At 63.9% G+C, this 23,621-nt stretch carries 16 protein-coding genes; 1 reads left to right on the forward strand and 15 read right to left on the reverse strand.

The genetic code is table 11. From position 1 onward, the window contains the following. Positions 1-14: 14 nt before the first annotated feature. Positions 15-1,196, forward strand: a complete 1,182-nt coding sequence (gene hmpA, locus ASF84_RS16280) for an NO-inducible flavohemoprotein (RefSeq protein ID WP_056839848.1) — start codon at positions 15-17, stop codon at positions 1,194-1,196. A gap of 53 nt (positions 1,197-1,249) precedes the next feature. Here the strand turns inward: hmpA and tssE are convergent, their stop codons facing one another. From tssE to ASF84_RS16355, 15 genes are all read right to left on the reverse strand, one after another. Then, positions 1,250-1,690: a type VI secretion system baseplate subunit TssE gene (gene tssE / locus ASF84_RS16285; protein WP_056839849.1), complete on the reverse strand. Its 441-nt coding sequence runs from the start codon at positions 1,688-1,690 to the stop codon at positions 1,250-1,252. Between the two features lie 3 nt (positions 1,691-1,693). Next, on the reverse strand, positions 1,694-2,203 hold the full coding sequence (gene tssJ, locus ASF84_RS16290) for a type VI secretion system lipoprotein TssJ (protein WP_082481638.1): 510 nt from the start codon (positions 2,201-2,203) through the stop codon (positions 1,694-1,696). Then, positions 2,109-3,296 carry a type VI secretion system baseplate subunit TssG gene (gene tssG / locus ASF84_RS16295; protein ID WP_082481640.1) on the reverse strand — a complete coding sequence of 396 codons (1,188 nt, stop codon included), beginning with the start codon at positions 3,294-3,296 and terminating at the stop codon, positions 2,109-2,111. The genes tssJ and tssG overlap by 95 nt, the downstream gene beginning before the upstream one ends. Then, positions 3,260-5,020 carry a type VI secretion system baseplate subunit TssF gene (gene tssF / locus ASF84_RS16300; protein ID WP_177339470.1) on the reverse strand — a complete coding sequence of 587 codons (1,761 nt, stop codon included), beginning with the start codon at positions 5,018-5,020 and terminating at the stop codon, positions 3,260-3,262. Before tssF ends, tssG begins: the two co-directional genes overlap by 37 nt. A 54-nt stretch (positions 5,021-5,074) precedes the next feature. Further along, a complete protein-coding gene (tssA, locus tag ASF84_RS16305) occupies positions 5,075-6,661 on the reverse strand; it encodes a type VI secretion system protein TssA (protein WP_056839852.1) in 1,587 nt (528 codons plus the stop codon). After that, positions 6,658-9,990, reverse strand: a complete 3,333-nt coding sequence (locus ASF84_RS16310) for an ImcF-related family protein (RefSeq protein WP_056839853.1) — start codon at positions 9,988-9,990, stop codon at positions 6,658-6,660. Before ASF84_RS16310 ends, tssA begins: the two co-directional genes overlap by 4 nt. A gap of 1 nt (position 9,991) precedes the next feature. Beyond that, the gene (locus ASF84_RS29155; RefSeq protein ID WP_056839854.1) at positions 9,992-11,245 is read right to left on the reverse strand and encodes a hypothetical protein; all 1,254 of its coding nucleotides are present in this window, start codon (positions 11,243-11,245) and stop codon (positions 9,992-9,994) included. A gap of 2 nt (positions 11,246-11,247) precedes the next feature. Next, positions 11,248-11,511 (reverse strand): PAAR domain-containing protein, encoded by a 264-nt coding sequence (locus tag ASF84_RS16320; RefSeq protein WP_056839855.1) that lies wholly within the window; start codon positions 11,509-11,511, stop codon positions 11,248-11,250. Positions 11,512-11,651: 140 nt separating this feature from the next. Further along, complete coding sequence (locus ASF84_RS16325; protein ID WP_082481681.1) at positions 11,652-12,641, reverse strand: SEL1-like repeat protein; 990 nt, start codon at positions 12,639-12,641, stop codon at positions 11,652-11,654. Between the two features lie 142 nt (positions 12,642-12,783). After that, on the reverse strand, positions 12,784-13,722 hold the full coding sequence (locus ASF84_RS16330) for a tetratricopeptide repeat protein (RefSeq protein WP_236709435.1): 939 nt from the start codon (positions 13,720-13,722) through the stop codon (positions 12,784-12,786). A gap of 86 nt (positions 13,723-13,808) precedes the next feature. Beyond that, positions 13,809-15,662 (reverse strand): phospholipase D-like domain-containing protein, encoded by a 1,854-nt coding sequence (locus tag ASF84_RS16335; protein WP_056839857.1) that lies wholly within the window; start codon positions 15,660-15,662, stop codon positions 13,809-13,811. After that, the gene (locus tag ASF84_RS16340; RefSeq protein WP_056839858.1) at positions 15,659-18,379 is read right to left on the reverse strand and encodes a type VI secretion system Vgr family protein; all 2,721 of its coding nucleotides are present in this window, start codon (positions 18,377-18,379) and stop codon (positions 15,659-15,661) included. Before ASF84_RS16340 ends, ASF84_RS16335 begins: the two co-directional genes overlap by 4 nt. 300 nt (positions 18,380-18,679) lie before the next feature. Further along, positions 18,680-21,292 carry a type VI secretion system ATPase TssH gene (gene tssH, locus ASF84_RS16345; RefSeq protein WP_056839859.1) on the reverse strand — a complete coding sequence of 871 codons (2,613 nt, stop codon included), beginning with the start codon at positions 21,290-21,292 and terminating at the stop codon, positions 18,680-18,682. A 91-nt stretch (positions 21,293-21,383) separates the two neighbouring features. Continuing rightward, positions 21,384-21,875: an Hcp family type VI secretion system effector gene (locus tag ASF84_RS16350; protein WP_056839860.1), complete on the reverse strand. Its 492-nt coding sequence runs from the start codon at positions 21,873-21,875 to the stop codon at positions 21,384-21,386. Positions 21,876-21,889: 14 nt separating this feature from the next. After that, positions 21,890-23,614 carry an OmpA family protein gene (locus ASF84_RS16355; RefSeq protein ID WP_056839861.1) on the reverse strand — a complete coding sequence of 575 codons (1,725 nt, stop codon included), beginning with the start codon at positions 23,612-23,614 and terminating at the stop codon, positions 21,890-21,892. Between the last annotated feature and the right edge of the window lie 7 nt (positions 23,615-23,621).

Genomic DNA, 23,621 nt, shown 5'->3' on the forward strand with positions numbered 1-23,621 from the left:
CCAGGAGCGTTTCCATGTTCACTGACTCACAACGCGCGATCATCAAGGCCACTGTCCCGCTGCTGGAATCGGGCGGTGAAGCCTTGACCACCCACTTCTACACAATGATGCTCGACGAATACCCCGACGTGCGTCCGCTGTTCAACCCGGCCAACCAGGCCAGCGGTGCCCAGCCGCGCGCCCTGGCCAATGCGGTGCTGATGTACGCCCGGCACATTGATCGGCTGGAAGCCCTCGGCCCGCTGGTGGGGCAGATCGTCAACAAGCACGTGGCCTTGCAGATCCTGCCCGAGCACTACCCGATCGTCGGCACCTGCCTGCTGCGCGCCATTCGTGAAGTGCTGGGGGCCGACATCGCCACCGATGACGTGATTGCCGCCTGGGGCGAGGCCTACGGGCAACTGGCCGGGATCCTCATCGGTGCCGAAGAAGCCGCCTACAAACAGAACGAAATCGCCCCCGGCGGCTGGCGCGGTGCGCGGGTCTTCAAGGTGGCGCGCAAGCAGCAGGAAAGCGCGCAGATCACCTCGTTCTACTTCGAGCCCGAAGATGGCAGCGCGGTGGTCGACTACGCACCGGGCCAATACCTGGGGATCAAGCTGACTATCGATGGCCAGGAAGTGCGCCGCAACTACTCGCTGTCGGCCCAGGCCAACGGCCACAGCTACCGGATCAGCGTCAAGCGCGAAGGCCAGGGCGCCGTGTCGACCTACCTGCACGACCGCGTGCAGGTCGGCGACCGCGTCGAGCTGTTCCCGCCGGCCGGGGACTTCACCTTGCAAGCTTCACCCCGTCCATTGGTGCTGATCAGCGCTGGCGTCGGCATTACCCCGACCCTGGCGATGCTGGAAGCCGCCCTGCCGACCGGCCGGCCGATCACCTTTATCCACAGCGCCCGTGACGGCAGCGCTCATGCATTTCGTCCCTGGCTGGAAAGCTTGCAGCGTGAGTACCCGCAACTGGCCTGCCACGTCTGCTACAGCCAGCCGGCCAGCGACGACCGCTTCGACGCCCAGGGCCGCTTGAACCAGGACATGCTGGGCCACTGGCTGCCGGAAAACCGCGACGTGGATGCCTACTTCCTGGGCCCGGTCGGGTTCATGGCCAACGTCAAGCGCGACCTCAAGGCGCTGGGCGTGCCTGAAGCGCAGAGCCACTACGAGTTCTTCGGGCCGGCGGGGACATTGCCCGAGTAAGCGGACAAGGCAATGACTGACTGACCCTCGGCAGGAGGCGCACGCCTGACCGTTCAGCGTTGTGCCAGGTAGTCCTGCCGTTTCAAATGCCGCACCAGCACCCTGCCTTCCGGGCCAAGGGTGGTGCCGAAGGTCACCCACTCGCCCCCCTTGAGCCGGACGTCCAGCGCGTAATGCAAATGACCGACCGGCGCACCGGGCAGCAGCTCGATCTGAAGGTCCGCAAGGCGGGGTTCGTACTTGCGCAAAGTGGCGAGCATGGTGGTCATCAGGGTGTGGGCCGAGGCCGGCAATCCTTGCAGTACCTGGCCCATGTCGGGCAAGCCGTAGTCCGGCAAGTGCGCCAGGGTGCCGGCGCGGCTGTTGAGGATACGGCGCAGATTATCCAGCACCGACAGCACCGGCTGGTGCGGCTCGGCGACGTGATGCAGGTCCAGTTCGCCATCGAAATTCTGCAGCAGCGTTTCATACAGCGATGGGTTGAGCTCGGCCATTGTTCACCCCTCGCCCAGAGGCCGCAGGTCGAGACGATTGTCCTGCAGCTCGATGACCCGGGCCCGCTCCGGGTCCAGCTCATCGCGGGTCAGCACCAAGCGCCAACTGTTGTCCTGCCTGTCGGGCTCACGGAACAGCCCCACCACTGCCACGAACTGCGCCTGCGGATGCAGCGGCCTGCTTATCTGCACGCCCTCCTCGGGGCGGATGACCACAGCGTGCTCGTCAAGCACGTCAGAACGCAATCGGACCGCGCCCTGGCGGGTCACGTTGTCGTAGTCGGTTCTCTGCACGGTCTTGTCGTCGCGCAACTGGTAGACACGCACCAGGGTCGGCACCGACAAGGCGTTCATGTCCGCCGCATCGAGGTTCATGCCCGCCCGAGCACTGAGGTCCAGATGCAGGGTCCTGACCTGTTTATGGAATATCGCCCGGCTGACCGAGGCGGTGCTTTCGCTCACGCTCTGAAACAACCCGCAGCCGCTCAGCGACAGCCCCAGCGTGGTCATCATCAGGACCTTGGAAACGGTATTCGACATGCTCTGCCTCTCGGTTGTCGGGGTTGGGGCGCAGCCCCTGATAGCGCCCCAGTTCGATGGTAAGGGTGGAAGGTGCGTGCCGGAGACTGACAGGCATGACCGCCGTCATGCCCAGCTTCAAGGGCGCCTCGCCCAGTAGCGCCCTGGGCAGGCTGTCCGGCGGCAGCACCAATTGCAGCTTCACGTTGCAGCGCCACCCCAGGTACACCCGCAGCAGCACGCCTAAATCGTTGTGCAATTGAGCACCGGGCAACCAGCCCAAGGCCTCGTGACGGTCTTGCGTGAACAGTCGCAGCCGCAACTGACTGTTGGCATCGCGTCCCACCGGCCCCAGCGGCACACCTTGCGCCAGGCTGACCGGGCGCTGGCTGCACAGGCGGGCCGGCTGCGCCAGCACGACATTGTGTGGCCAATGCGGGGTGATCTGCGCCCGCGTGCCAGGCGCCAGCAAGGTCACCAGCGCGGTGATGCCTTCGGCGTTGCGCGTCGGCAGGCGCATCACGCTCAACAATGCCAGAAACCGCGACATGGGCGTGGCGATCTGCCGGGCAGTGCCTGGAATGCCCAGGCCGATCAGCCCGAGCAGGCATTGCGAGGTGGCATCACGACCGCCGGCTTCAAAGGCCGCCGGGTACGAATACTTGCGCCAGATACGGTAGAACTGGGTAAAGATCCGGTGATTGAAAATGTCCAGAAAGGCTTCCAGCGCCTCATGGCCTTCACGGCGCTGGGCAATGTCGTCCAGGTAGCAGGTTGGCAAGGGCGAATCGACCCCGTACAGACCCAGCAACCGGGTGCGTACCGTGGCCGGACGATGGGGATGGGCGTCGTCGAATTCGACGGCCTTGAGTTCGCTGGCCGGAAACCCCATGCCCGGATCGGGCCGGAAACGCACCGGGTCATCGCCCGGATGCGCCGTGCTGCCCAAGGGCGGCTGGTCCGGCAAGGCGTGCTCAAGCACTTGGCAAAAACGATACAGGCTGGCCTCGGCCACCCGGCCTTGCAAGGCTTGCAGCACACCTGCCGCTTTCAGCCGGGAATACGCTGATTGTGGTTCTCGTTCCATCGCAGGCACTTTCCGGTGGGTTGCAGGATCAGCGTGAGCTGGTTGAACAGATGAATGTCGGCATACAGGGCGAAAAACCGGTTGAGCATTTCACCGAACAGCCGGATATCGCCCTCGCCACAGAAGCCGTTGGCGTCCAGAGTGATTTCGATGTCCACCCCGCGCAGCAGGAAGCCTTTTTCAAAGCGCTGGATCAGGTGATGGCCGACCTCGACGATGGCCTCCAGACGCCGGCGATTGAGTTCGCTGCCGGTCCATTCGTACAGCGCCAGGGTGCCGCGCAGCACTTCGGCGCTGTCGAGCATGGGCAAGAAATTGGTGCCCAGGTGGCTGAGCACCCGCCAGTGAAAGCGATCCCGGTCGGGCGGGTAGCACGGCATGCTGGGCGCGCACAGGTTGCGCACCCGCAAACCGCTGCCCTGCACCAGGGTGTCGAGCACCGTGCTTTGCAGCGCCTTGCGCGGCAACTGGCCGTGGGTGCCGGTCAGGCGCAGCGACAGGCTCTGCTGCCCCTGCACCCGGTCGCTGTCGAACCCCTCGCCGCCCAGAATCAGCCAGGTGTCGTGCAGGCCATTGGCGGCGCGCTTGAGGCGGGTATGGAAATAACGCTCGGGGGCTTCGTCACGCAGCATGCCGCCCTTGTGGCGAAAGCTGCTGAACGGCACATAGTCCAGCCGCTCGGTGCTTTTCGAGGCCGTGACATGATCGACCGAATAGATCTCGGTATGCCCGTCCTGCAGACGCATCGGGCGCAGCAGGTAGTCGGTCTGCAAGGGATCGATCATCAGCGGATCGGCCTCCAGGGCGAACAGGTTGATCACCGGCACCGCATGCAGGCGAATGTGCTCGGCGCCCGGCACCAGCCCTTCAGGCCAGGCTTCGCGTAGCACCACGTCGAGTTCGAACCACGCGGTGCCCGGCGCGAGACTCAAGCGTTCCAGCCCGCAGAGGGTCACGAACATGAACTTGTCGCGAAAGGTGAAGTACTCCAGTAGCAACTGATACCCGCTGAAGGCGCTGTCGCCCTTGGGCCATAACCGGTCCTGCTCGGCAAACCCCCTGGGTACGAAGTGCGCTTCAAGGGCCTGGCGCTCGGTGTGCCCCGGCAAGCGTACATACAGCGCCTGGGCGTGACAGGTCAGGGCCAGGTGCAAGGCACTGGCCAGCGGCAGGTCGGCGCCCAGGTACAGGGCAATGTCGCTCAGGTCGGTCGTGGGCCAGTCGGTCAGGGGCCCGCAGGCAAAGCGCAGGCGCAGCACATGGCGCCCATCGGGCTCATACCCGACCCGCACGGCCTCCAGTACCAACGGGCGCAGCATCACGTCTTGCGTGGTGGTGTAGCGACAACGGGTGCGCTGCGCGCCGATCGGTTGCGACAGCACCTCAAGGCCCTTGCCGATAAGGTCGTTGCCCTTGAGGTGTTGCAGGTCCGGGAGCAGTTCGACAATGGCCAGCGAAGGAATGGTGCGCAGGTAATGCGGCCACAGCAGGCTGACCAGCCCTTCGGTGAGTTCCGGCAGGTCATCGTCAAGCTTCTCGCGCAGGCGCCCCATCAAAAAGGCGAAGCCTTCGAACAGGCGCTCGACAAAAGGATCGTCGGCGCCCGGCTTGTCGAGGTTCAATTGCGCGGCACGGTCGGGGAAGGCTTGCGCGAACTCCTTGCCGGCTTCACGCAGGTAACGCATCTCGGCGTCGAAATAACGCAGTGTCAGGTTTTCATTCATGTCCAGTGATCCATTGAGGCGGTGTTGAGCAACCGGGGCGACAAACAGGCAACCTCACCCACACAGCACCGCCGCACGCACCGGGTCCAGGGCCACCAGCGCGGCCAGCAGGGTTTCGCTGCGGCGGGCCAGCTCGGGCTTGTCTGCATCGCCGCGCTGGGTCTTGAGGCGTAGCAGGCGCAACAGCCGGGCCTTGACCTCGAAATCCAGCGCAGGCTCCCAGTCGGCCAGGGCCTGCCGTCGCGCCGTGGTGTCCAGCTCGGTCAGCAGGTAAATGGCCAGGTCGTTCTTGCCGTATTGCTCGGCCACCCGCGCCATCAACAGGCGCAGCAGCCAGCGCTGACGCCCTGCGTGAAGGTCCGGGCGCGCGGCCAGCCAGGCCAGGGTCTGTTCGACACCCTCGCTGTCGGCCCGGGCCAGGGCCTCACCTTCCAGCGCCAGGACCGGGTCGTCGGCAAGCACAGCGGTCGTTGCGGCACTGGCCGGCCAGGACGGGGCCGTGCTGGCACCGAACTCGCGGTTGATCCACTCCACCGTGGCCGGGTCGGCAAACGGGCTGCCATCGTTCCAGCACAGGTCCTGGAGCCCAGGCAAACGCGCCAGGAAGATTTCGAAGTCGCGCTTGATGATGGCGGCCCAGCCCTCCTGCGGTGCGGGCTGGTGGCTCAGCGCCTGATAGAGGTAGCACTGCAGGTCCAGCCAGAAGTGATTCACGCCCTCGGCATACATGCGCTCGGCCTGCTCAAGCAGTTCAGGCCAGTTCTGTTGCAGGTACAGGCCCTTGAGCTGCGCCCGGTATTCGCTGCGCGGCGGCGCCAGGCGCGTCTTGCCGCTGGCATCGTGCGGGGGTACATGGTGCAGCGTGTCCCAGCGCAGGCTCTTGATCAGGCGATGCGCGGCCAGCCAGCCCAGCGGCTGCTCGCGCAGGTACGCCGCCAGTTGGCGACCGCTGTCGAGCACGTCGCGCCCGGACTTGATGGCGGCCGCAGCCTGAGGCAGCGCCTGCCCGCCCGCCTCGGGCGCGGCTTTGTTTTGCAGCGCCTGCGCCTGCGCCCCGCCCGCCTGCGTCAGCCGGGCAGACAGCGCGCCATACAGGCCGCCCAAGGCCGGACGCTGTTCCACCGGCCAGGCAAGCACTGCCTGCGCAAGCCAGGCCAGCGCCGCCACCGTGCGCTCGGCCTCGGCCATCACCACGTCCGGGTACAGCGCCAGGCTGTCGAGCACCCGGGCGCTGGTCAGCCACTCCACGGCCATGCGCCGGCCATTGCCACGCACAGGCAAGACCTGATCGGGGTAGTGCTCGACCAGCGCTGCCAGCAGTCCCAGTCCGGCGGCCAGCCCTGCCTCGCCCTGCATCTGCAAGCGGGCCCAGGCGTAATAGCTGGCCACGCGCAGGTCCTTGCAGCGCTGCTTGAGCAGTTTTTCCGCCAACAGCAACACCTGCGGCGCATCGGCGGCAGACAACTTGTTGACCTCCTCGCGCAGGCGCTGGAAATCATCGTCACACGCAGGGTCTTCACCGGCCGGCGCGGCAGCGTCGATGGGCAACAGCCAGTCGGCCCAGTGCGCGGCCTGCTCACGGCCCAGGGCCACGGCATCGCGCTCGCCCAGACAGCGTTCGATCAGCACGGGCAGGCTCACAGGTCGGCCCCGGCGGTGGCGAGAAAAACCTGCCTCGGCAACTTGAAGCCGCGCAGCTTGAGCAGTGTCAGCGGCCCTTCGCCCAGTTCGGTGCGCAGGTGCCAGGTCAGGCCCAATCCGTCCGGCGCCTTGAGGATCAGCTGGTAGCGGCTGGCGCTGTCGTCCAGGGTCGTCACCTGCGCCTGCTCCAGCAGGCGGATCAGGCCCCAGGAGCCCTGATGATCGGCCAGCAGTCGCTCGCCGCTGACCGCGCCGATCCAGCGCACGCTGACGCCCGGGTGATCGCTGCGGCCCGGCCAGATGAAGCGCTGGCCTGTTTCGCGCTGGTTGAAGTACTCGTGGGGCGTGCCATTGAGCGTGAAAGTGGTCTGCACCACATGGCGGGTGGCCTTGCCTTGCAGCTCGAAGTTCAAGCCCAGGCCGCCGTCGGTGTACAGCACGTCGCTCAGGTGGCTGAGCTGGTTGATGGCCTTGAGAAACGCCGGGTTGAAGCGCAGCCCCTGGCCGTGGGTGGGGTCCACCACCCAGCGGCTGCCTTCCTTGCGCAGCACCCCGCCCAGTTCGCGTTGCAGGAACTGCTCGATGCGCCCGGAGTCGGCCCGGATCATCTGCCCCAGTTGCGCCAGCGAAGCGTCGCTGCCGGTGGCGGCGAACGGGTAGCGGCCGTTGAAGCTGTTGTCCCAGTCGCTGACGATTGCCCGCTGCCACTGGCGGTTCAGGCCCGCCGCCGAGGGTTGTAGCACCTGCTGCCAGGCCTGCTCCAGCGGCTGCACGAACAGCGCCTGGCCGGCGCCGGCCCACTGCCCGCCCAGGCTGGCGGCGATCAGGCTGCCGTAGGCCTGGGTGTCGGTCAGGTCGATGCCGTTGCCCTGGAACACCGTCTGCGCCAGCGCCCGGGTCATGCCCTGCGGGTCGGGGGCGTGGCTGATCTGTTGCAGTTTCAGGCGCACCCGCGTGACCCGGGTCAGAAACGCCTGCAGGGTCAACCGGTCATTGCCGGCCTGGCCTTCGGCCTCCTTGCCAAGCAAGGCCAGCCACGGCCCGAACGTCGCCTCCAGCGGGGTGGCAAAACCGGGTACTGACGGCTCGATCAGGGCCGCCGTGTCCTGGCCGATCAACTGCTGCGCCGATTGCAGCAAGGCATCGCCCAGTGCCGGCGCGCGGGTCCCGGCCTGCGCCTGCCAGGCCAGTGTGTTGCCCAGGGCGATCAGCGGCGACTGGCGCACGTCGCTCATCAGGGTCAACTGGTCGATGACCTCGGCCAGGCTACCCGCCGGCTGCCAGCGCAGGCTGTTGAGCATGCCCAGCCAGGCATCGCTGTAGTCCTCGAAATAGCGCCGGGTCAGTTGCGCGGCCAGCGCCTCGGGGCTCAGCTCGGCGGCGATGTCGCCGGGCCTGTCGCTCAGCACCCAGTCGATCTGCTCGCGGCGCGCCCGGGCGATGCTCTCGATCGCCTCGCGCACCTGACCGTCCCAGGCCTGACGGGTAAACACCCCCGGCACTTCGGCGCGGGTGGTAAACAGCGAGCGGGCCTCGGTGTCGCCAACCAGCTCATCCAGGCCCAACGGCGGGTACTGCGTATCGGCGGCGTCCAGCACCTGGCGGTACAGGCTGGCCTGGGCGTTGCGCTGGCCGAGCTGGCCCAGCAGCACGCGGCGCACCTGCGCCACCTGGCGGGCGTCGACCTCGATGCCCCACTGCGGGTGCGCCGCCAGTTGCTCGGCATAGAACCCCAGCAGCCCCGGCGCCAGCGCCCGCCACAGCCCCTCGGCCACCCCGTCCGGCGGCGGTTGCTGACCCAGCACCCGGGCCAGAAACACCGGGTCGGCCTTGTCCGGACGGGCCATCATCAGCTGCGCCTTCAAGTGTTCATACGCCTGCGGCGCCTGCCGGGCGCGCTCAGGGCTGTCGGCGGGCAGTGCCGCAAAGGCCTGAAGTTCGCGTTGCAGGCGGGCCGCCGCCGGGTCACGCAACAAGCGGTTGTTGGCCTCGACATAACGCGGCCACAGCGCCTCAAGCAACGCAGCATTCTGGCTCAGGCCCAGGCGCTGGTACCAGGGCACGCCGTTTCTGGCGCGGGCGTCGAGCCGGCCCAGTTCGCACATCAGCTCGTTGAGGGCCAACAGGTGTTCATCGTCGGTGCCGGGGTGCTCGACAGCGGCCAGGGCGGTGTGTACCTGGGCGATCTGGGCGCGGTTGGTGGTGTAGGACAGCAAGAGGCCAGCGGTGCAGAGGGCGGCGAGGCTCAGAAGGGCCAGGCGGGCCATGCGCGGTGCGGCCCAACCCGTGTGTTGACCCCGCGCCCGGCTATCGCTCAACACACCGGCCCAGGCCTGGTCCAGGTACAGCCCGTGGGGCTGGAGCGTTGAATGCTCCACAGCGTGCGGCAGGCTGAACCACACCCCGCGCAGCGGCAGGGCACGGGCGAACGCACCGAACAGTGGCGCCAGCGTTTGCGGCCAGCGCACAAGCCCTTCGGCCTGCAGATCACGTGACAGGCGCAGGAGGAAGTCATGTTCCATCTGCGTGTGCATCTGATTCAGACCCTGCACGCGAAGGGGCACGAGCAGGCCCTGCAAAGCCGCCTCAAGATCGGCCCAGGCAGCCTGCTCCGGCAACATGAAGCCCACCGGCTCGACCGGGCGACCGGCTTGCGCCCAGGCGCTGTCGCCAACCTGCCACAGGTACAAAGGCGCCTGCCAGCGCAAGGTCCGCATCAGCCCTTGCAAGTGCCGGGTACCGGCGTTCATGGCCTGCAGGTCACCTATTTGTGTCGCAGGCAAGGCCCAGACCATGGCGTCCAGCGGCCGCCTGCGCCGCAGCTTCAACAAGGCTTGAGGGATGGGCTCCAACGCCTCGCTGCCGGCCGGCCCGGCCCACACCATGAGCGTACCGTTTGCTTCCAGCCACTGCTGTTGAACAAGGCCGGGCACCAGTGCCGCCACCTGCTGTTCGTCGCCAACCACCCATAACAGACGCACCTTGCGCGTCCAGAACGGACCGTAATACTCACGCAGATGCGCCTTGATCGCAGCAAAGCGATCCGGGGGCGGCATTGGCGTCAGGCCGTTGGGCTCGTGATGAACCTGGGCATGCTGCTGATAAGCCTGGCGTCCTGTCTGTCTGGCGGCTATCGAGTGGCCGACCGTCACCAGCACGGGTACCACACCGGCGAGCGAGGCCCCCAGCAGCCAGATCATTTGCTGCTCGCTGCCGGCGCTGATACCCAGCCATTCAGGGGCATACCAAAGGACGGCACAGGTGGCGACACTGAGCAGTATCAGCAGGCCAGGCCCGGGGCCAAAACCGGTCAATCGTGGAAGCGGCATTTCAGACTCCTGAGGATTCAAGCGTGATGACCGGGGTCAGCGCGGTGCACCAGAGCCCGTCATCCGGGGCGCCGGTGCCGCTGAAGATCAATTGCGGGCCGGTCCCTTGATCGATGTGTTGAGCGGCACAGGCAATGGCCAGCCAGGGTGCAGCCTGCCCGGTGCAGCCGAGGCCAGCATCCAGGTCACAGAGCGAATCCTTGTGCCTGGCGAGCAGGTCAAGGTCGCTCAGTACCCTGATGAGCATGGATGAAGCGTTCGGCGCGCCTTGCTCCTTGGCACCTGCGCACCAGACCTGTGCGACCTCGGTAACAGCCGTTGCCCCCCAATCCAGGGCCTGGCGGGCAGCACGGCAGCCAGATTCGGCGTTGGCCGGGGTCGCCTGTTCAGGCCGATGCAGGCGGGCCAGCGGTGCAAGACCGGGCGGCGAAGTTCGATGGCCCAGCAGCAGCCCGACCGCCACTTCGGCCGAACCGTCCAGCGGCTGCGGGGCGAGACGCAACGCAACCACCAGCCACAACGTCTGCTCGGCAGGCCGCCGGTCAAGCCACTCATCCACAGCCTCCAGCCCCATGCCCGTCACCGCCACGGGGGCATGGCGAATACCGCAGGCATGCCACGCCTGCTGCCAGGCTTGCTGCAATGACGGCTCGGGCAAACCGCTGTCGAAGGTCAGTAACAAGGCCAGCGGCGTTTGCTCGGGCCATGCCCGCAAGGCCGGTGCCAGATCGGCAAGCACCTGCGTCAATGCCTGCTGCAACACATCCGCAGGGCGGGCAGTCGCACGGCCCAACCGGCTATGCCGCACCGCCCTCTCACCGGCACGAGACGCTTGCGCCTTGAGTGCACGGGTTCTGCCCAGCAGCGCTCCTAGCTGCGCCGTACCCATCACGTCCGCCGGCTCGCGCAAGGCGGTGTGCACGCTCGCGGCCATCACCTCCAGGCAACGCTGGCCGCGCTCGATCCGTTGTCGCCGATCAGTCTCGCGTGCCTGGTCCCAGCCATCGGCCGTACGCTGTTCAGCCATGAACAGCAAGGCCCGCACAGAACCCAGCACACTCCACAGCAACAACGGACCACCCAGCGCCAGGCCCCAACCGCGTGCCGTAAGGGACGGCCATGCGCGCCCGGCAAACATCAGCAGCAGGCCCACGCCGAGCAGCAGCAACACCCCCAGCAGGGCCAGCCACAGCCACAAGCGCGGCGGGCTGGAGCGCGGGGCCAGAGGCGGCAATTGATCGAGTCGAACCGGCATGGCTAGCTCGCCCCGGCCGCAGGCAGCGATGAAATCAGCGCGCACCCACAGGCACACCGATGGCCTTCGAACGCGACGGGCAAGCCGTGATCCTTAAATGTCGGATGCCCTTCGGCAATCACCGTGGGGCCGTGGACCGGAATCGGGCACACGACCGGATCGCCTTGCCGGGCCACGCCGATACCGGAAAATTTCATGACGTCGGAGCCGGACAGGACCGTGCCGCCACTGCTGGTGGTGTCGCCGATGCGGATGATGCCGCGCATGGTTTATCCTTTATCGAGTTAACTGACGGCCGCGCTTGAAATACGGATACTTGCCAACTGACATTCTGGATGCCTGGCACTCTCGATTTCAGACCAAGACACTTCAAAAACATGTAAGCCAAGCCCGCACTCAAGCGACTTTAAAATCGGACATCGGAAAGTGGCTTGCCCGTGACCGGATCCAGGCCCTTTTCCCTGGCCAGTTTATGAATCAATGCTTCACTGGGTTTTTCCGGTGGGATATTGGCCAGCCGGGCTTCCAGCCATTCATTGATTTCGGGGACTTTGGGATTGGCGTAGGAGTAGTTGGCGAGGATGCGCCAGATTTTTTCGTATCGATCGGCTCGCTCTTGGTCTTCCTGAAGACGAAGATAATACGGCTCGTTGGTAGGTGATTGATCACGAAAACTCCTGTACAGAGTTGACGCAGAATTACTGTTGCCGGCAGCGACACCAAGCTGAAAAACCTCCATTGCCTCTTGGTGTTTTTTATTTATTCTTAAGTCAACCCCGAGGGTAAAAGCTGCCTCTCCTTGGCCCTGCTCAGCTGCACACAGGTACATCTGCAAGCCAATTTTCGGAGCGATATTTATTGGGTCTAATTTGTCGCCTACCAGATACTGAGCATCAGCATTACCTGTATCGGCCGCTTTCCGAAAAAAGCGCAAAGACATTTCTTGATCTGCTCGAAGTCCAGCTAATCCATCCTTAAGAAACATACCAATTAAGTAATAGCCGGTAGCCACGCCCGCATCGATCAGGTTTTGACTAAGCCTTAAGTGCTCTTCGCCATTGAGTTCAAAGTGGCCATGGATCGTGCCGTATTGCAGATTGATATTGGCTTTGTGATGATCATGCTCGGCCGCGATACGGTATAGCCGCTCAATCTCGGTATTAATCTTCGAATCGTTATTGAGTTGATTATTTTTTTGCAACCAGCGCGCATATTGGAACAGGACATCGGACTCAATGGACGGCTCAGGCTTAACCTCATGCACACAGGTAAAGTCCAGTTTCGATCCGGCGTCGGCCAACGGACCCGCATGATCACCTTGACCCGAAATGGCAGGTGCAGTACACCCCGCCAGACTTGTTCCAATCAATAAAGAAACAGTCAAAAAGCCCTTCATCCCAGCAGCCCCCATTCCACCCCTTCTTCGCGACGAGTGGCTTTATCCGACAGTGGCCAGGGGCGCAGATGGAAGCGCTCTACCGTCGTTGTGGGAAACACCTCACCTTCCTTGAGATACCGGATCACTTCGCGCCGGCAGATCATGCGTTCGTTGGTCCAGATGACTTTCCAGTAACCGCTTTCGGGGCACACCGAGCCGCTATAGGCAACCCGCAGGGGGAAATTGGCCTGGCTGAAAGCCGGTGACCCGGGCATGGGCTTGCCCGTGGCCGGGTCCAGACCTTTTTCCTTGGCGAGTTTATGAATTCATTGATTTCGGGGACTTTGGGATTGGCGTAGGAGTAGTTGGCGAGGATGCGCCAGATTTTTTCGTATCGATCGGCTCGCTCTTGGTCTTCCTGAAGGTGAAGATAATGTGGCTCATCAGGCAACTGATTACGAAAGCTTTTATATAAAATAGAAGCGGAAAGGTTATCGCCTGCTTTCACTCCCAGTTGAAACGCCTCAAGCGCCTCTCTGTATTGTTTTTTTATTGTAAGGTGAATTCCCAAACCAGATGCGGCTTCGCCATGTCCTTGCTCGGCAGCACAGCGATACATTTTTCGACCAATTTCTGGAGCCATTCCTATCGGTAATAGCTGGTCGCCCACCAAATACTGCGCTTGGGCATTACCGGTGTCTGCAGCCTTACGAAAAAAGCGCAAGGACATCTCCGTGTCTTCTCGAAGTCCGGCAGAGCCATTTCTCAGGAAAATACCGATAAAGTAATACCCTGTCGCCACACTGGCATTCATAAGGTTCTGACTCATGCGCAGGTGTTCTTTTTCATTGAGCTTGAAGTGGCCTCGCATTGTCCCGTTCTGTAGATTGATATTGGCTTTGTGATGATCATGCTCGGCCGCGATACGGTATAGCCGCTCAATCTCGACATTGACGGTGCGATCTTCTTTAAGCTGGTTATTTTTTTGTAGCCATCGCGCATATTTAAATAGCAAGTCGATTTCTGCTGAGGGTTCAGGCTTTATTTCATGCGTGCAAGTAAAATCCAATTTAGATTTGGCTTCGATCGGTGGATTCATAGGTAAATTCTTAATCGGAAAAAGAGAGGCACAACCGGTGCCACAGACAGCCAGCACCAGGCTCGACAACAAAAACATCCGGCACATTAATCGTCGTCCGTCAGTTGGGCTTGATCATAGTAAAACTCGACAAGAGGTGTACTAGGAGCTTCTTTTTCTTTTAATAAAAATCTATTTTTCTGAATGAGTTCTCCCCAAGCTGCAAACGCCAATACCTCATCATCCTGCGCCCCTCTTCCTTTCGTATGCAGATCCCACAGGCGCCGCCTTAAAGCCTTGGTCACACTGGCCCAGTCATGCGCAATGTTCAGTTCGCTGTCGACCTGCATGCTGCGGGTATTGATATTGGTCGAACCCTGCGTGGTGAACACATCGTCGACGATCATCAGCTTGGAGTGGATATACACTGGTTTCCACGGCATGCCCGCCGGGGAATCGGGGGCCACCAGTGAGCAGATGTGCATCTTCAGGCCCGGATGCGATTGCGGTACGAGCATGCTGCCCTTGATGGCATTGCGTCGTTGGGTACGTTCGTTTTCCCATTCTTCAAGCTCTTTTTGCCCTTCCAGATCATCGAAGTCTGGATTGGGCCGGGCTGGCATCGTTCTTTTCACTTGGTCGAGGCGGTGCAGTTTGGTGATATTGGGCATGGTATCGGCGCGCCCCAGGCTTTCGAGCATCCTTTGGGTATTCACGGTGCCTGGGCCAATGCCGTCTTCGGTAGCGTTGGTGATCACGAACAGGTGCAGGGCGCCATGTACACCCGGATTGCTGCCGCCACGTGTCAGAGCCGCCGCGACTTCCTTGATTTTTTCCGCCAGCACTGGCCAGCGAAAGTACTGGTTTTCGATATAGATAAACCGGGTCGCGTTATTCACGGCCTGCAGGTAGAGCCGCTCAATCTCGCGCTTGCCCTCGTACGGCTGGTCCTGTTCGGGCGGGGGCGGTTCCGTTTGCGCCTGGGTCACCAGAATTTGCGCCACCTGTCGGGTCGCCTCGGGGATGCACTGTTGCTGCGGCCCGATGTGTCCGGCATTGCGGGAGACCAGCAGGTCTTCACCGGTTTCCTTGCGCCAGGCCACTGCGAAGCTATCGTGCAGGTGCTCAAGAATCGGCCCGCTGATCTGGCAGGAAATGTCCTGACGCGGGTCTTTGCCACGCGCACCCTGATCAGGTGCAGGTTTGCTCTGCGGGGTACGGTTCTGTGACAGGTGCTCGTCGGTGTCCCAGTACTCATCGAGCAGGTTATGGCCCATGACGAACCCGGTGGCGCGGTCGGGTACTTCATAGTCCACCAGTACGGTCTTTTGATGATGGCTCGGCGCCGCGAACATTGCCGCTTTTGTCCGGCCGCGAAGGCCCGGGTCAAGACTGGCGTAGTTGAGCCAGTGCAGGATTTCGAACCGCTCCCGCCTGTCAAAGCCGCGCGTCACGAACAGGGGCAGGCCCTTGTCGAGCCGGCGAATCGCTTCATCGCCTGGGATGGCACAGGTGGCATACCAGTACTTGTCGAATGCGTACTGCTCTTCTGTGGAGTGTTGCAAGGCCCGGCTCCAGAGCCGCAATGTTCCTTTACCGGGCAGGTTGGCCTCGCCGGCGTATCCGGCGGTATTGAGAGGAGCCTCCCAGGCCAGCACCCGCACCTGAACCCCTTGCTCGGCCTTGAGCATCAGTAGTTGCCCGATGCTGGGGGCACAAAGATCGTTTTCGCGCATCAGGAACATCGACGGCTGAAATCCCCAGCAGATGATGTCGACGGTTTTGGTTGCCCTGGCAATCGCCTGATGCACGGCCCGAAAGGTTTCTTCGCCATTGACCAGCGGCTGGTAAGTCGCCAGCGCGGGACGGTATTCGGTGCCTTGCACATACCAGGGCGGGAAGCACCAGGCCTCGTTGGTGTGTTGAAACGCGACCGGCGTGACGATGTCATCCTGATTCATTTTGCACTTCCTTTCTGGTCGTTGAGCTTTTGCATGGCAAGCGCATACAGCTCGCGATGCTCGGCGGGCGACGCCCCTTCCATGGCCTGTGCCGTGTTTTTTGTCGCATGCTTGTGCAAACCCAGATTGGCCAGCCCACCCTGCTCGGGATTGCTGTACTCCGTAGGCACCGGCAATCGGTATTTCACGCCATTGGCCAGCTCCAGCCGGTATTCGCGGGTCACCACCTGGTGGTCAACCGGCAACTTGCCGCTGTCGTCGAGCACGCCTTTTTGCAGGAGGGCGCCATCGGCATACAGCGTGTACGGCATGCCCGCCCAACGGCTGGCTGTGGCATTGGCGGCCTGGCCCAGATTGATCAGCAGCGGTTGCCTGCTCAAGCTCTGCGGATACGCCGGGTGCGTGGCCGTCATGCTCGCCGCGCCGCTGTATTCGAAGTGCGCCGCCTTGACGTCGTAGTCGCCTGCGGTGCCCGATTCGATGCCGTTGCCGTCCAGGGTGATGTAGCTGCCGCCGGCGTTGATCACGATCCGCTTCTTGGCCACGATGTGGATTTCGTCTTCGCTGCTGGTGATCTGCACGGCCTGGCGGGCCAGCAGTTGCAGGCAGTCGTTCTGGGCCTGGACCTTGATCGGCCCCTGGTTGGCGATCAGCTTGATGCCCAGCGTGCGCACGAACAGGCTCAGTCCCTGGCCCACGCCCATGAACAGGCGCTTGACCACGCTCATGTCGGCGTGGCCGCCGGCGTTGAGCATCAGGTTGTCCTGCGCCGCCAGTTGCAGGTGCCGGCCGCTGGTCAGGGCGATGCCCTGGGGCGCGCTAAGCAGCAGCACCGAGGATTTGAGGTGTTCAAGGTCCTGCCTGAGCAGGTCGAGCTGGGCCTGCACGTCGGCGGCGTCGGCTTCGCTGGCCTGGGCGTCGGTACTCAGGCCTTGCAGTTGTTCGCCAGCCTGTTGCAGGTGGTCGAGGGCGGCAGCCATCTCCAGCACCGGCCCCTGCGCCTTGGCCTGTTCATCGGCGCTGATGAACAGCCCCTTGCCCGCCCGGATCGCGCCCCAGCCGTCGGTGCGCAGCTCGAAGCCTTCGCCGCGCTTGTGTTTTTCGGCATCCACCAGGTGCCCCAGGTTGAGCTGGCTCTTGCCGCTGTACTCGGTGCTGAGCTTGACGTGTTCTTCGCCGCGCCGGTCTTCCATGCGCAGCTTGTTGTTGGCCGGGGTGCGCAGCACGTTGCGGGTGTAGTCGCGCTTGCCCAGGGTCACGTGGTCGACGTGCCCGCTGTCGTGCAGGGCGTGGGCGATGTAGGGCTTGTCCGGGTCGCCCTGTTCGAAGGCCACGGCCACTTCGGTGCCCTGGATCAGCGGCAGGTGCAGCCCGTGCACGTCTCCGGCGTAGGGCCGGGCCAGGCGCAGCCACATGCTTTCCTTGCCCTGGGGCCATTCGTCGCGGTCGAACAGGAAGCTGACCTTGTAGCGGCCTTCGCGGTCGATGTGGCTGTAGGGGTCGTTGGCATGGTTGCTGGTGACCCGCGCCGGCACGGTGCCGGCCATGCGCGGCTTGTCCGGCAACGGCGGGCGAAAGCACACGGTTTCCGAGTACGGGATGGCCTCGAAGTGCGCGATCAGGCTGCTGTCGCGGGCGGCGCGGGTGATCAGGCGGGTCAGCACTGCGCCCGGCGCGAAGGCCTTCGGGGCGTCGTCGAGGATGTTCAGCACCTGCCCCGGCGCCAGGGTGGCGCTGCTGCTGGTGCCGCTCAGGCGCACCTGGTCATTGAGGTAGCGCTCATGGCGCAGCCGCGCATAGAAAAAGCCGCTTTCGCTGAGCAGGTCTTCGTCCAGCGCCAGCGGGTCGCCCAGCGCTGTGTAGGGTTCGGCGTAGTGATAGGCCTCGCCGTAGGTGGTGGTGGCCCGCCGGCTGTGGTCGACCTCGCCCTTGAGCCAGGTGTGCAGGTTGCGCGGGTCGTAGCTGCGAAAGTGAATGTTCTTTTCCACCACCTGGTGGCGGGTCTGCAAGGCCCAGACGCTGTCTTCATGGCTGGCAAAGCCCGACGGCGGGTGCTGGGCCAGCTTGACGCCACGCTGGTACTGGCGCTGGTCGTCGTGGAACTGCACCACGTCGATGCGCAGGCGGTCATCGCTGGTGACGCGGTACCAGATGCCGACCTCGGCCAGCAGCCGGTCGATGAAGGCCAGGTCGCTTTCGCCATACTGCATGACCTGCTCGCGGCGCGGGTACTCGCGTGACAGGGTGAAGATGAAGTCCTGACCGAGAAAGCCGTGCCGGCTGCGCAGGATGTGCTCGACGATCTGCGGCACCGACCGGTCCTGGTAGAGGCGGTATTGCCGGCCACGGGCCAGCAGGGCCAGACGCGGCTGCAGGGTGACTTCGTAGCGCGCCTCGTCAACGGAGCCTGACAAACGCTGCAGGCCGGTGATCGTGCCGCGCAGCGTGCGCAACGGCACCACCGCCGGCACGGGAAAACCCGGCAGCGCCCTGGGCAGGGTGTGCGCCGGTGGGTGCAGGCTGAAATGCCCGGCCCGGCCCAGGAACTGTTCGGCGGCGAGGTCCTGCTGCGGGCAGGTGAATTCGATGCGGTAGGTGAAGGGCTGGCTCAGGTGCTCTTCGCCCTCGAAGGCCAGCACGTCGAGCCGGTCCTTGACGTCGTCGACATGCAGGGTGTGGCAGCTGTGGTCGAAGATAACGGGCAGTGGGCTGGGCATGGGTCAGGCTCGACGAAGTTCGGAGACAAATAAAAGTCAGCCGGCAGGGCTGGACGCTCGACTTATTGATTGACGATATTTAATTAATTCACTGCAACTTATTGCAGAACTTAAACAAAGCGTGACAATGAATGATTCAAAAGAGCTATTCCATAGCGCCCCACCAAAACAGATATTTCCCAACACACTTCAGGAAATCTCCTACAAAAGTATTTATTTACTTTGCTGAGACACGCCACTGATCAAACTCGAAAACTAACGAAGTAAAGCCCGGATTTAATGAGTGCATAAGGCTCTCTTTCAATAATCATCCATAAACCGCACACTCACCCCCTCCTCCCCATACCCCATCACCACCCCGCAGGTCTTGACGCTGGCGGCCTGCCGTTCCAGCAACTGCTGGCTCAGCACCGGCAATATCTGCTGGTTCAGCAGGCTGTCGATGTTGCGTGCGCCGCTGTCAGGCAGCAGGCAGGCGGCGACCAGGGCGTCGTGCAAGGCGTCGTCGGTCTGGCAGTGCAGGCCGTAGTGTTCGGCCAGCCGGCGGGCGACCCTGGCGAGCTTCAGGCCGACGATGGTCTTGAGTGCCTTGGCCTGCAGCGGGCGGTAGATCAGGGTCTGGAAGCGCGCCAGCAAGGCGGGTTGAAAGTGCTCGCGCAGGATCGGCCGCAGCAGTTCCTGGAGGCCACTGTCCGGGGTGTCAGGCGCGTGGTCCAGGCGGGCTTGCAATTGATCGCTGCCCAGGTTGGAGGTCATGAGGATGACCGTGTTGCGAAAGTCGATTTCGCGGCCTTCACCGTCGCGCATGAAGCCCCGGTCGAAGACCTGGTAGAACAGGTTGATCACGTCGCGGTGGGCCTTTTCCACTTCGTCGAGCAGCACCACGCTGTAGGGGCGCTGGCGCACGGCTTCGGTCAATACACCGCCCTGGCCGTAGCCGACGTAACCGGGCGGCGAGCCCTTGAGCTGGCTGACGGTGTGGGCTTCCTGGTATTCGGACAGGTTGATGGTGATCAGCGATTTTTCGCCGCCGAACAGGCTGTCGGCCAGGGCCAGGGCGGTTTCGGTCTTGCCCACGCCGCTGCTGCCCACCAGCAGGAATACGCCTTGCGGTGCCTTGTCATCGGTCAGGCCGGTGCGGGCGGCGCGCAGGCGCTGGGCCAGGGCGCCAAGGGCCTGGGGCTGGCCGATCACGCGGTCACCCAGTTGCTGCTCCAGCGCCAGCAGGCTGGCCTGCTGGTCCTTGAGCAGGCTGCCCAGCGGCACACCGGTCCAGTCGGCAATCACTTCGGCCAGGCTGCGGGCACTGACGTCAAGCGACAGCAACGGGTGGTGGCCTTGCACCTCGTGCAGATGGCGTTGCAGGCGGGCACAGTGCTCCGCGCAGGGGGCCTGGGCCTGGCGGGCGTCGAGCAGTTGCCGGGCCAGTTCGCGTTCGCGCTGGTGCTGTTGGGTCAATACGGCTTGCTGCTGGTGCAGCCCGGCCTGCTGGCGGTCGATAAGTGCCAGGCGTTCGCGGGCATTGACCCCGTTGAGCCGGGCGTCCTGTTCGAGCGCTTCACGCTCCAGCGCCAGGCCAGTGAGGCTGGCCTTGAGCTGCACCAGCGCCTGGGGTTCGCAGTCCAGGCTCATGCGTACCCGGGCGCTGGCGGTGTCGAGCAGGTCGACAGCCTTGTCGGGCAATTGCCGGCCAGTGAGGTAGCGGCGCGACAGGCTGACCGCCGCCTGCACCGCCGCGTCCTGAATGTGCACGCCGTGGTGGCTGGCGTAGCGGGCCTTGAGGCCGCGCAGCATGAGGCAGGCATTGTGGTCATCGGGCTCGTCGACCTTGACCTGCTGGAAGCGGCGCTCCAGCGCGGCGTCGCGCTCGAAATACTGCTTGTACTCGCTCCAGGTGGTGGCGGCGATGGTGCGCAGCTCTCCACGGGCCAGGGCCGGCTTGAGCAGGTTGGCGGCATCGGCACCGCCGGCCTGGTTGCCGGCACCGACCAGGGTATGGGCTTCGTCGATGAACAGCAGGATCGGCTGGGGCGCTTGCTGCACGGCTTCGATCACGTTTTTCAGGCGCTGTTCGAACTCGCCCTTGACCCCGGCGCCGGCCTGCAACAAGCCCAGGTCCAGGGTGCGCACGCGCACCGGTTTGAGGCTGTCGGGCACATTGCCCTCGGCGATGCGCAGGGCCAGCCCTTCGACCAGTGCGGTCTTGCCGACGCCGGGCTCGCCCACCAGGATGGGGTTGTTCTTGCGTCGCCGGCTGAGAATGTCGATGACCTGACGGATTTCATCGTCACGTCCGCACACCGGGTCGATCTGGCCATTGCGGGCCTGGGCGGTCATGTCGTGGGTGAACCGGTCCAGTACGGCAGAGGGCTCTGCAGGCGCCGGGACAACGGGCAGCAGGTCGTCGACCGCGCAGGGTGCCGGAGCCTGTTGTTGCGGTTGACGCTCTTGAGAATGCTGGTCGAGAAACGGCTGCATCTGCTGCAAGCGACTTTCAGTCAGGCCCAGCAACGGCCAGGCGGCTTCGCAGGCCAACAGGCCCGGGGTCTCCAGCAACGCACCCAGCAGGTGTATGGAGCGCAGGCTGTCGTTGCCGTCTTGCAGCGATGCGCGCAGCCAAGCGTTCTTGATCAATTGCTGCAGCCTGGGGCACAGCTGGGGCTTGGCCTGTACGCTGCGCGGCAGGCTGTCGAGGTGGTCGAGCAGCCCCTGCCAGAGCGCCTCGATGTTCCACTCGCAGCGGCGGGCGACCAGCGGCAGGTCGCCCTCGCCCTGCCCCAGCAACTTGAGCAGCCAGTGCTCGACGCTGACCTGGGCATGGCCACGCTGCTGGCACAGGCTCGCCGCCTCGCTCAGCGCCTGGGCGCAGTAGGGGTTGAGGCGACGCAGCAAACGGGTGGGGCTGGGGACCATGCTCAGGATGTCCTTGCAAAATTCGGGGGTGGTTCTTGGCGTTCAATCAGAGCCGTGCGGCGCCGGACAGGCCCCGCACGACGGGCCTGCATCAGGCGGTCTTGCGTTCGGTCCAGGCGTCCGAGTGCTGGATGTTGCCGTCCTTGTAGGTCCAGGTGATCTTCTCGTAACGCAGTTCGATCTCTTCCAGGTGGTTGTGCTTGTCCTTGGTCGGGTCCTTGATGTCGTGCATCCTCGGCGCCACCATCACCACCTTGACGTTCTCCAGCAAGGTGCTGAAGTACTCGACTTCATTGCCGGCATCGTCAATGCGGTAGAACTTGAACTCGGCACTCTTGAGGGTCTGTCCGGTGCTGACCGCCTTGTAGAGATAGGGCGAGCTCGAATCGATTTCCTTGGTGAACCGGTAAGGCGCATGAAGACGCGCCCCGGCCAGCTTGCCGGTGTTGTCGTCCGTGCGGATGAACAGGCTGTGTTCTTTGGCCGTGACCTCAATGCTGCCCTCACGGCCCTCTACGTTCACGCCGCCTTTGATCTCTGCACCGCCGTCGTTGGTCAGCCACAGGTAAACGGGAATTGCCATTTGAAGCTCCTTGCTCAGTGATTGGATGTCGCTACAGGCGACGGGGGTTGCCGGCCCGGTGTCGAGGCAGAAAGCACGCAGGCTCCGGCTTCGGGTACCAGGCGGATATCGACGCGACGGTTGGCCGTGCGTCCGCTTTCGGTGTCGTTGCTGGCAATCGGCTGGCTGGCGCCAAAGCCCTGCACTGCAAAGCAGCTGTCCGGCAGGTCGCCCATGCGCTGCATCCAGTCGCGTACGGCCGCAGCGCGGGCGCGGGACAGGTGCAGGTTGTGCTCGGCATTGCCGGTGGCATCGGTGTGCCCGGCAATGACGATCAGCCAGCCGGGCTGGGCCTTGATGTCGACCAGTGCATTGATCAGCACCTTGGTGGACTCGGGCTTGAGCCGGGCGCTGGCGGTGTTGAACAGCGACAGGCTGTCAAGACGAACCGGTGCCGGCTGTGGTGCAGGCGGGGCGTACGGTGGCTGGCGATGGCTGCCAATGGCCGACTGCAACAGCGGCCTCAGGTATTCACCTTGATAAAGGCCCAGCCCCAGCGACCAGGGCGCACCGTAACGGTAATAGCCTTCCAGGCGCACGGCGTTCTGGTTCAGCACGGCCAGCGCCTCTTCGCCCAGGGCAAACTCGGGCTGGCTGCGCTGGGTGGCCTGGGGAATGGATTGGTAACGCTGCAGGTCGGCGCTGACCTGACGCAGCAACAGGGTGTTGTTGCGGGCCGAAAGACTCATGGCAGCCAGCCCGGCCAGGGCGAACAGCCACAGGGCCGTTACACAGGCCTTCTGGGTGGCGCCTGCCATGCGGCGCACGGGCAACAGGTGCAGCAAGGGGTCAGGCAGCAGCAAACGCTGTTGCGCTGTTTCATCGCTTGAACGTGCATCGATCAAAGCCGTCTTGTCACGCAGCCATTGTTGCCATAGATTGCCGGCGACCCGCTGCGGCACTGTCGGCACCAGGGTCAGGGCCCAGGCCACCGGTTGCAGGGCAGCGTGCGCGGGCCAATGGGGTTGTACGGTTTCAGCCAGCCAGGCGGCGGCGCTGTCGAGCTGCACGCAGGCCTGCAATCGCGCGGCGCGCTCACCTTCGTCATGGCCCAGGCGCTGCCACTCCATCAGGCTGCAGCAGGCGCCCGCCCCGTAGACCTGGGGCTGGGTGCGATTGGCCTGCCAGCCAAACCAGGCGTCATGGCCATGGGCGGTCTGCAGATAGCTGACCACCATCAGCGGCAGGGTCAGGCCACGGCGGCGAATGATCTTAAATTGATGCGCGAGGCTGCGCACCTGGGCGCTCAGGTCCATGCGTTCGGCATGGGCCTGTGGACTGGCAACAAACAACACGCTGAGCTGTGCTCGCCATTGCGGGTGCAAGGTCAGCAGGCTGGCCACCAGGGCAGGCAATTGCCGCAGATCAGCAGCGCGCAGGTAGCAGCCCTTGTCAGTCATGCGCAAGGCCAGTGGCGCGGTGCCCGCTGCACCGAACAGGTCGGTCAGGCCATCGCCACAGACAATGACCAGCGGTTGGCGGTAGTTCGCCGGTGGCAAGGCAACGCCTTCGGCCATGTCCAGCAAACGACCCTGTTGCGCCTGTCGCAAGCCGGCCTGCCGCCAGCCCAGCAGCACGACGCCCGCGATCATCAGCACCACCAAGGCATGCGCCTCGGCAGTCAGTGCGACCATGCCTTGCACTGCAAGGGTCAGGGCACCCGCCCACAGCCACAGGCCGCGTATCAGCTTGACGGTCATGACCGCC

It is taken from the genome of Pseudomonas sp. Leaf127 (genome assembly GCF_001423155.1).
GTDB lineage: Bacteria > Pseudomonadota > Gammaproteobacteria > Pseudomonadales > Pseudomonadaceae > Aquipseudomonas > Aquipseudomonas ovata.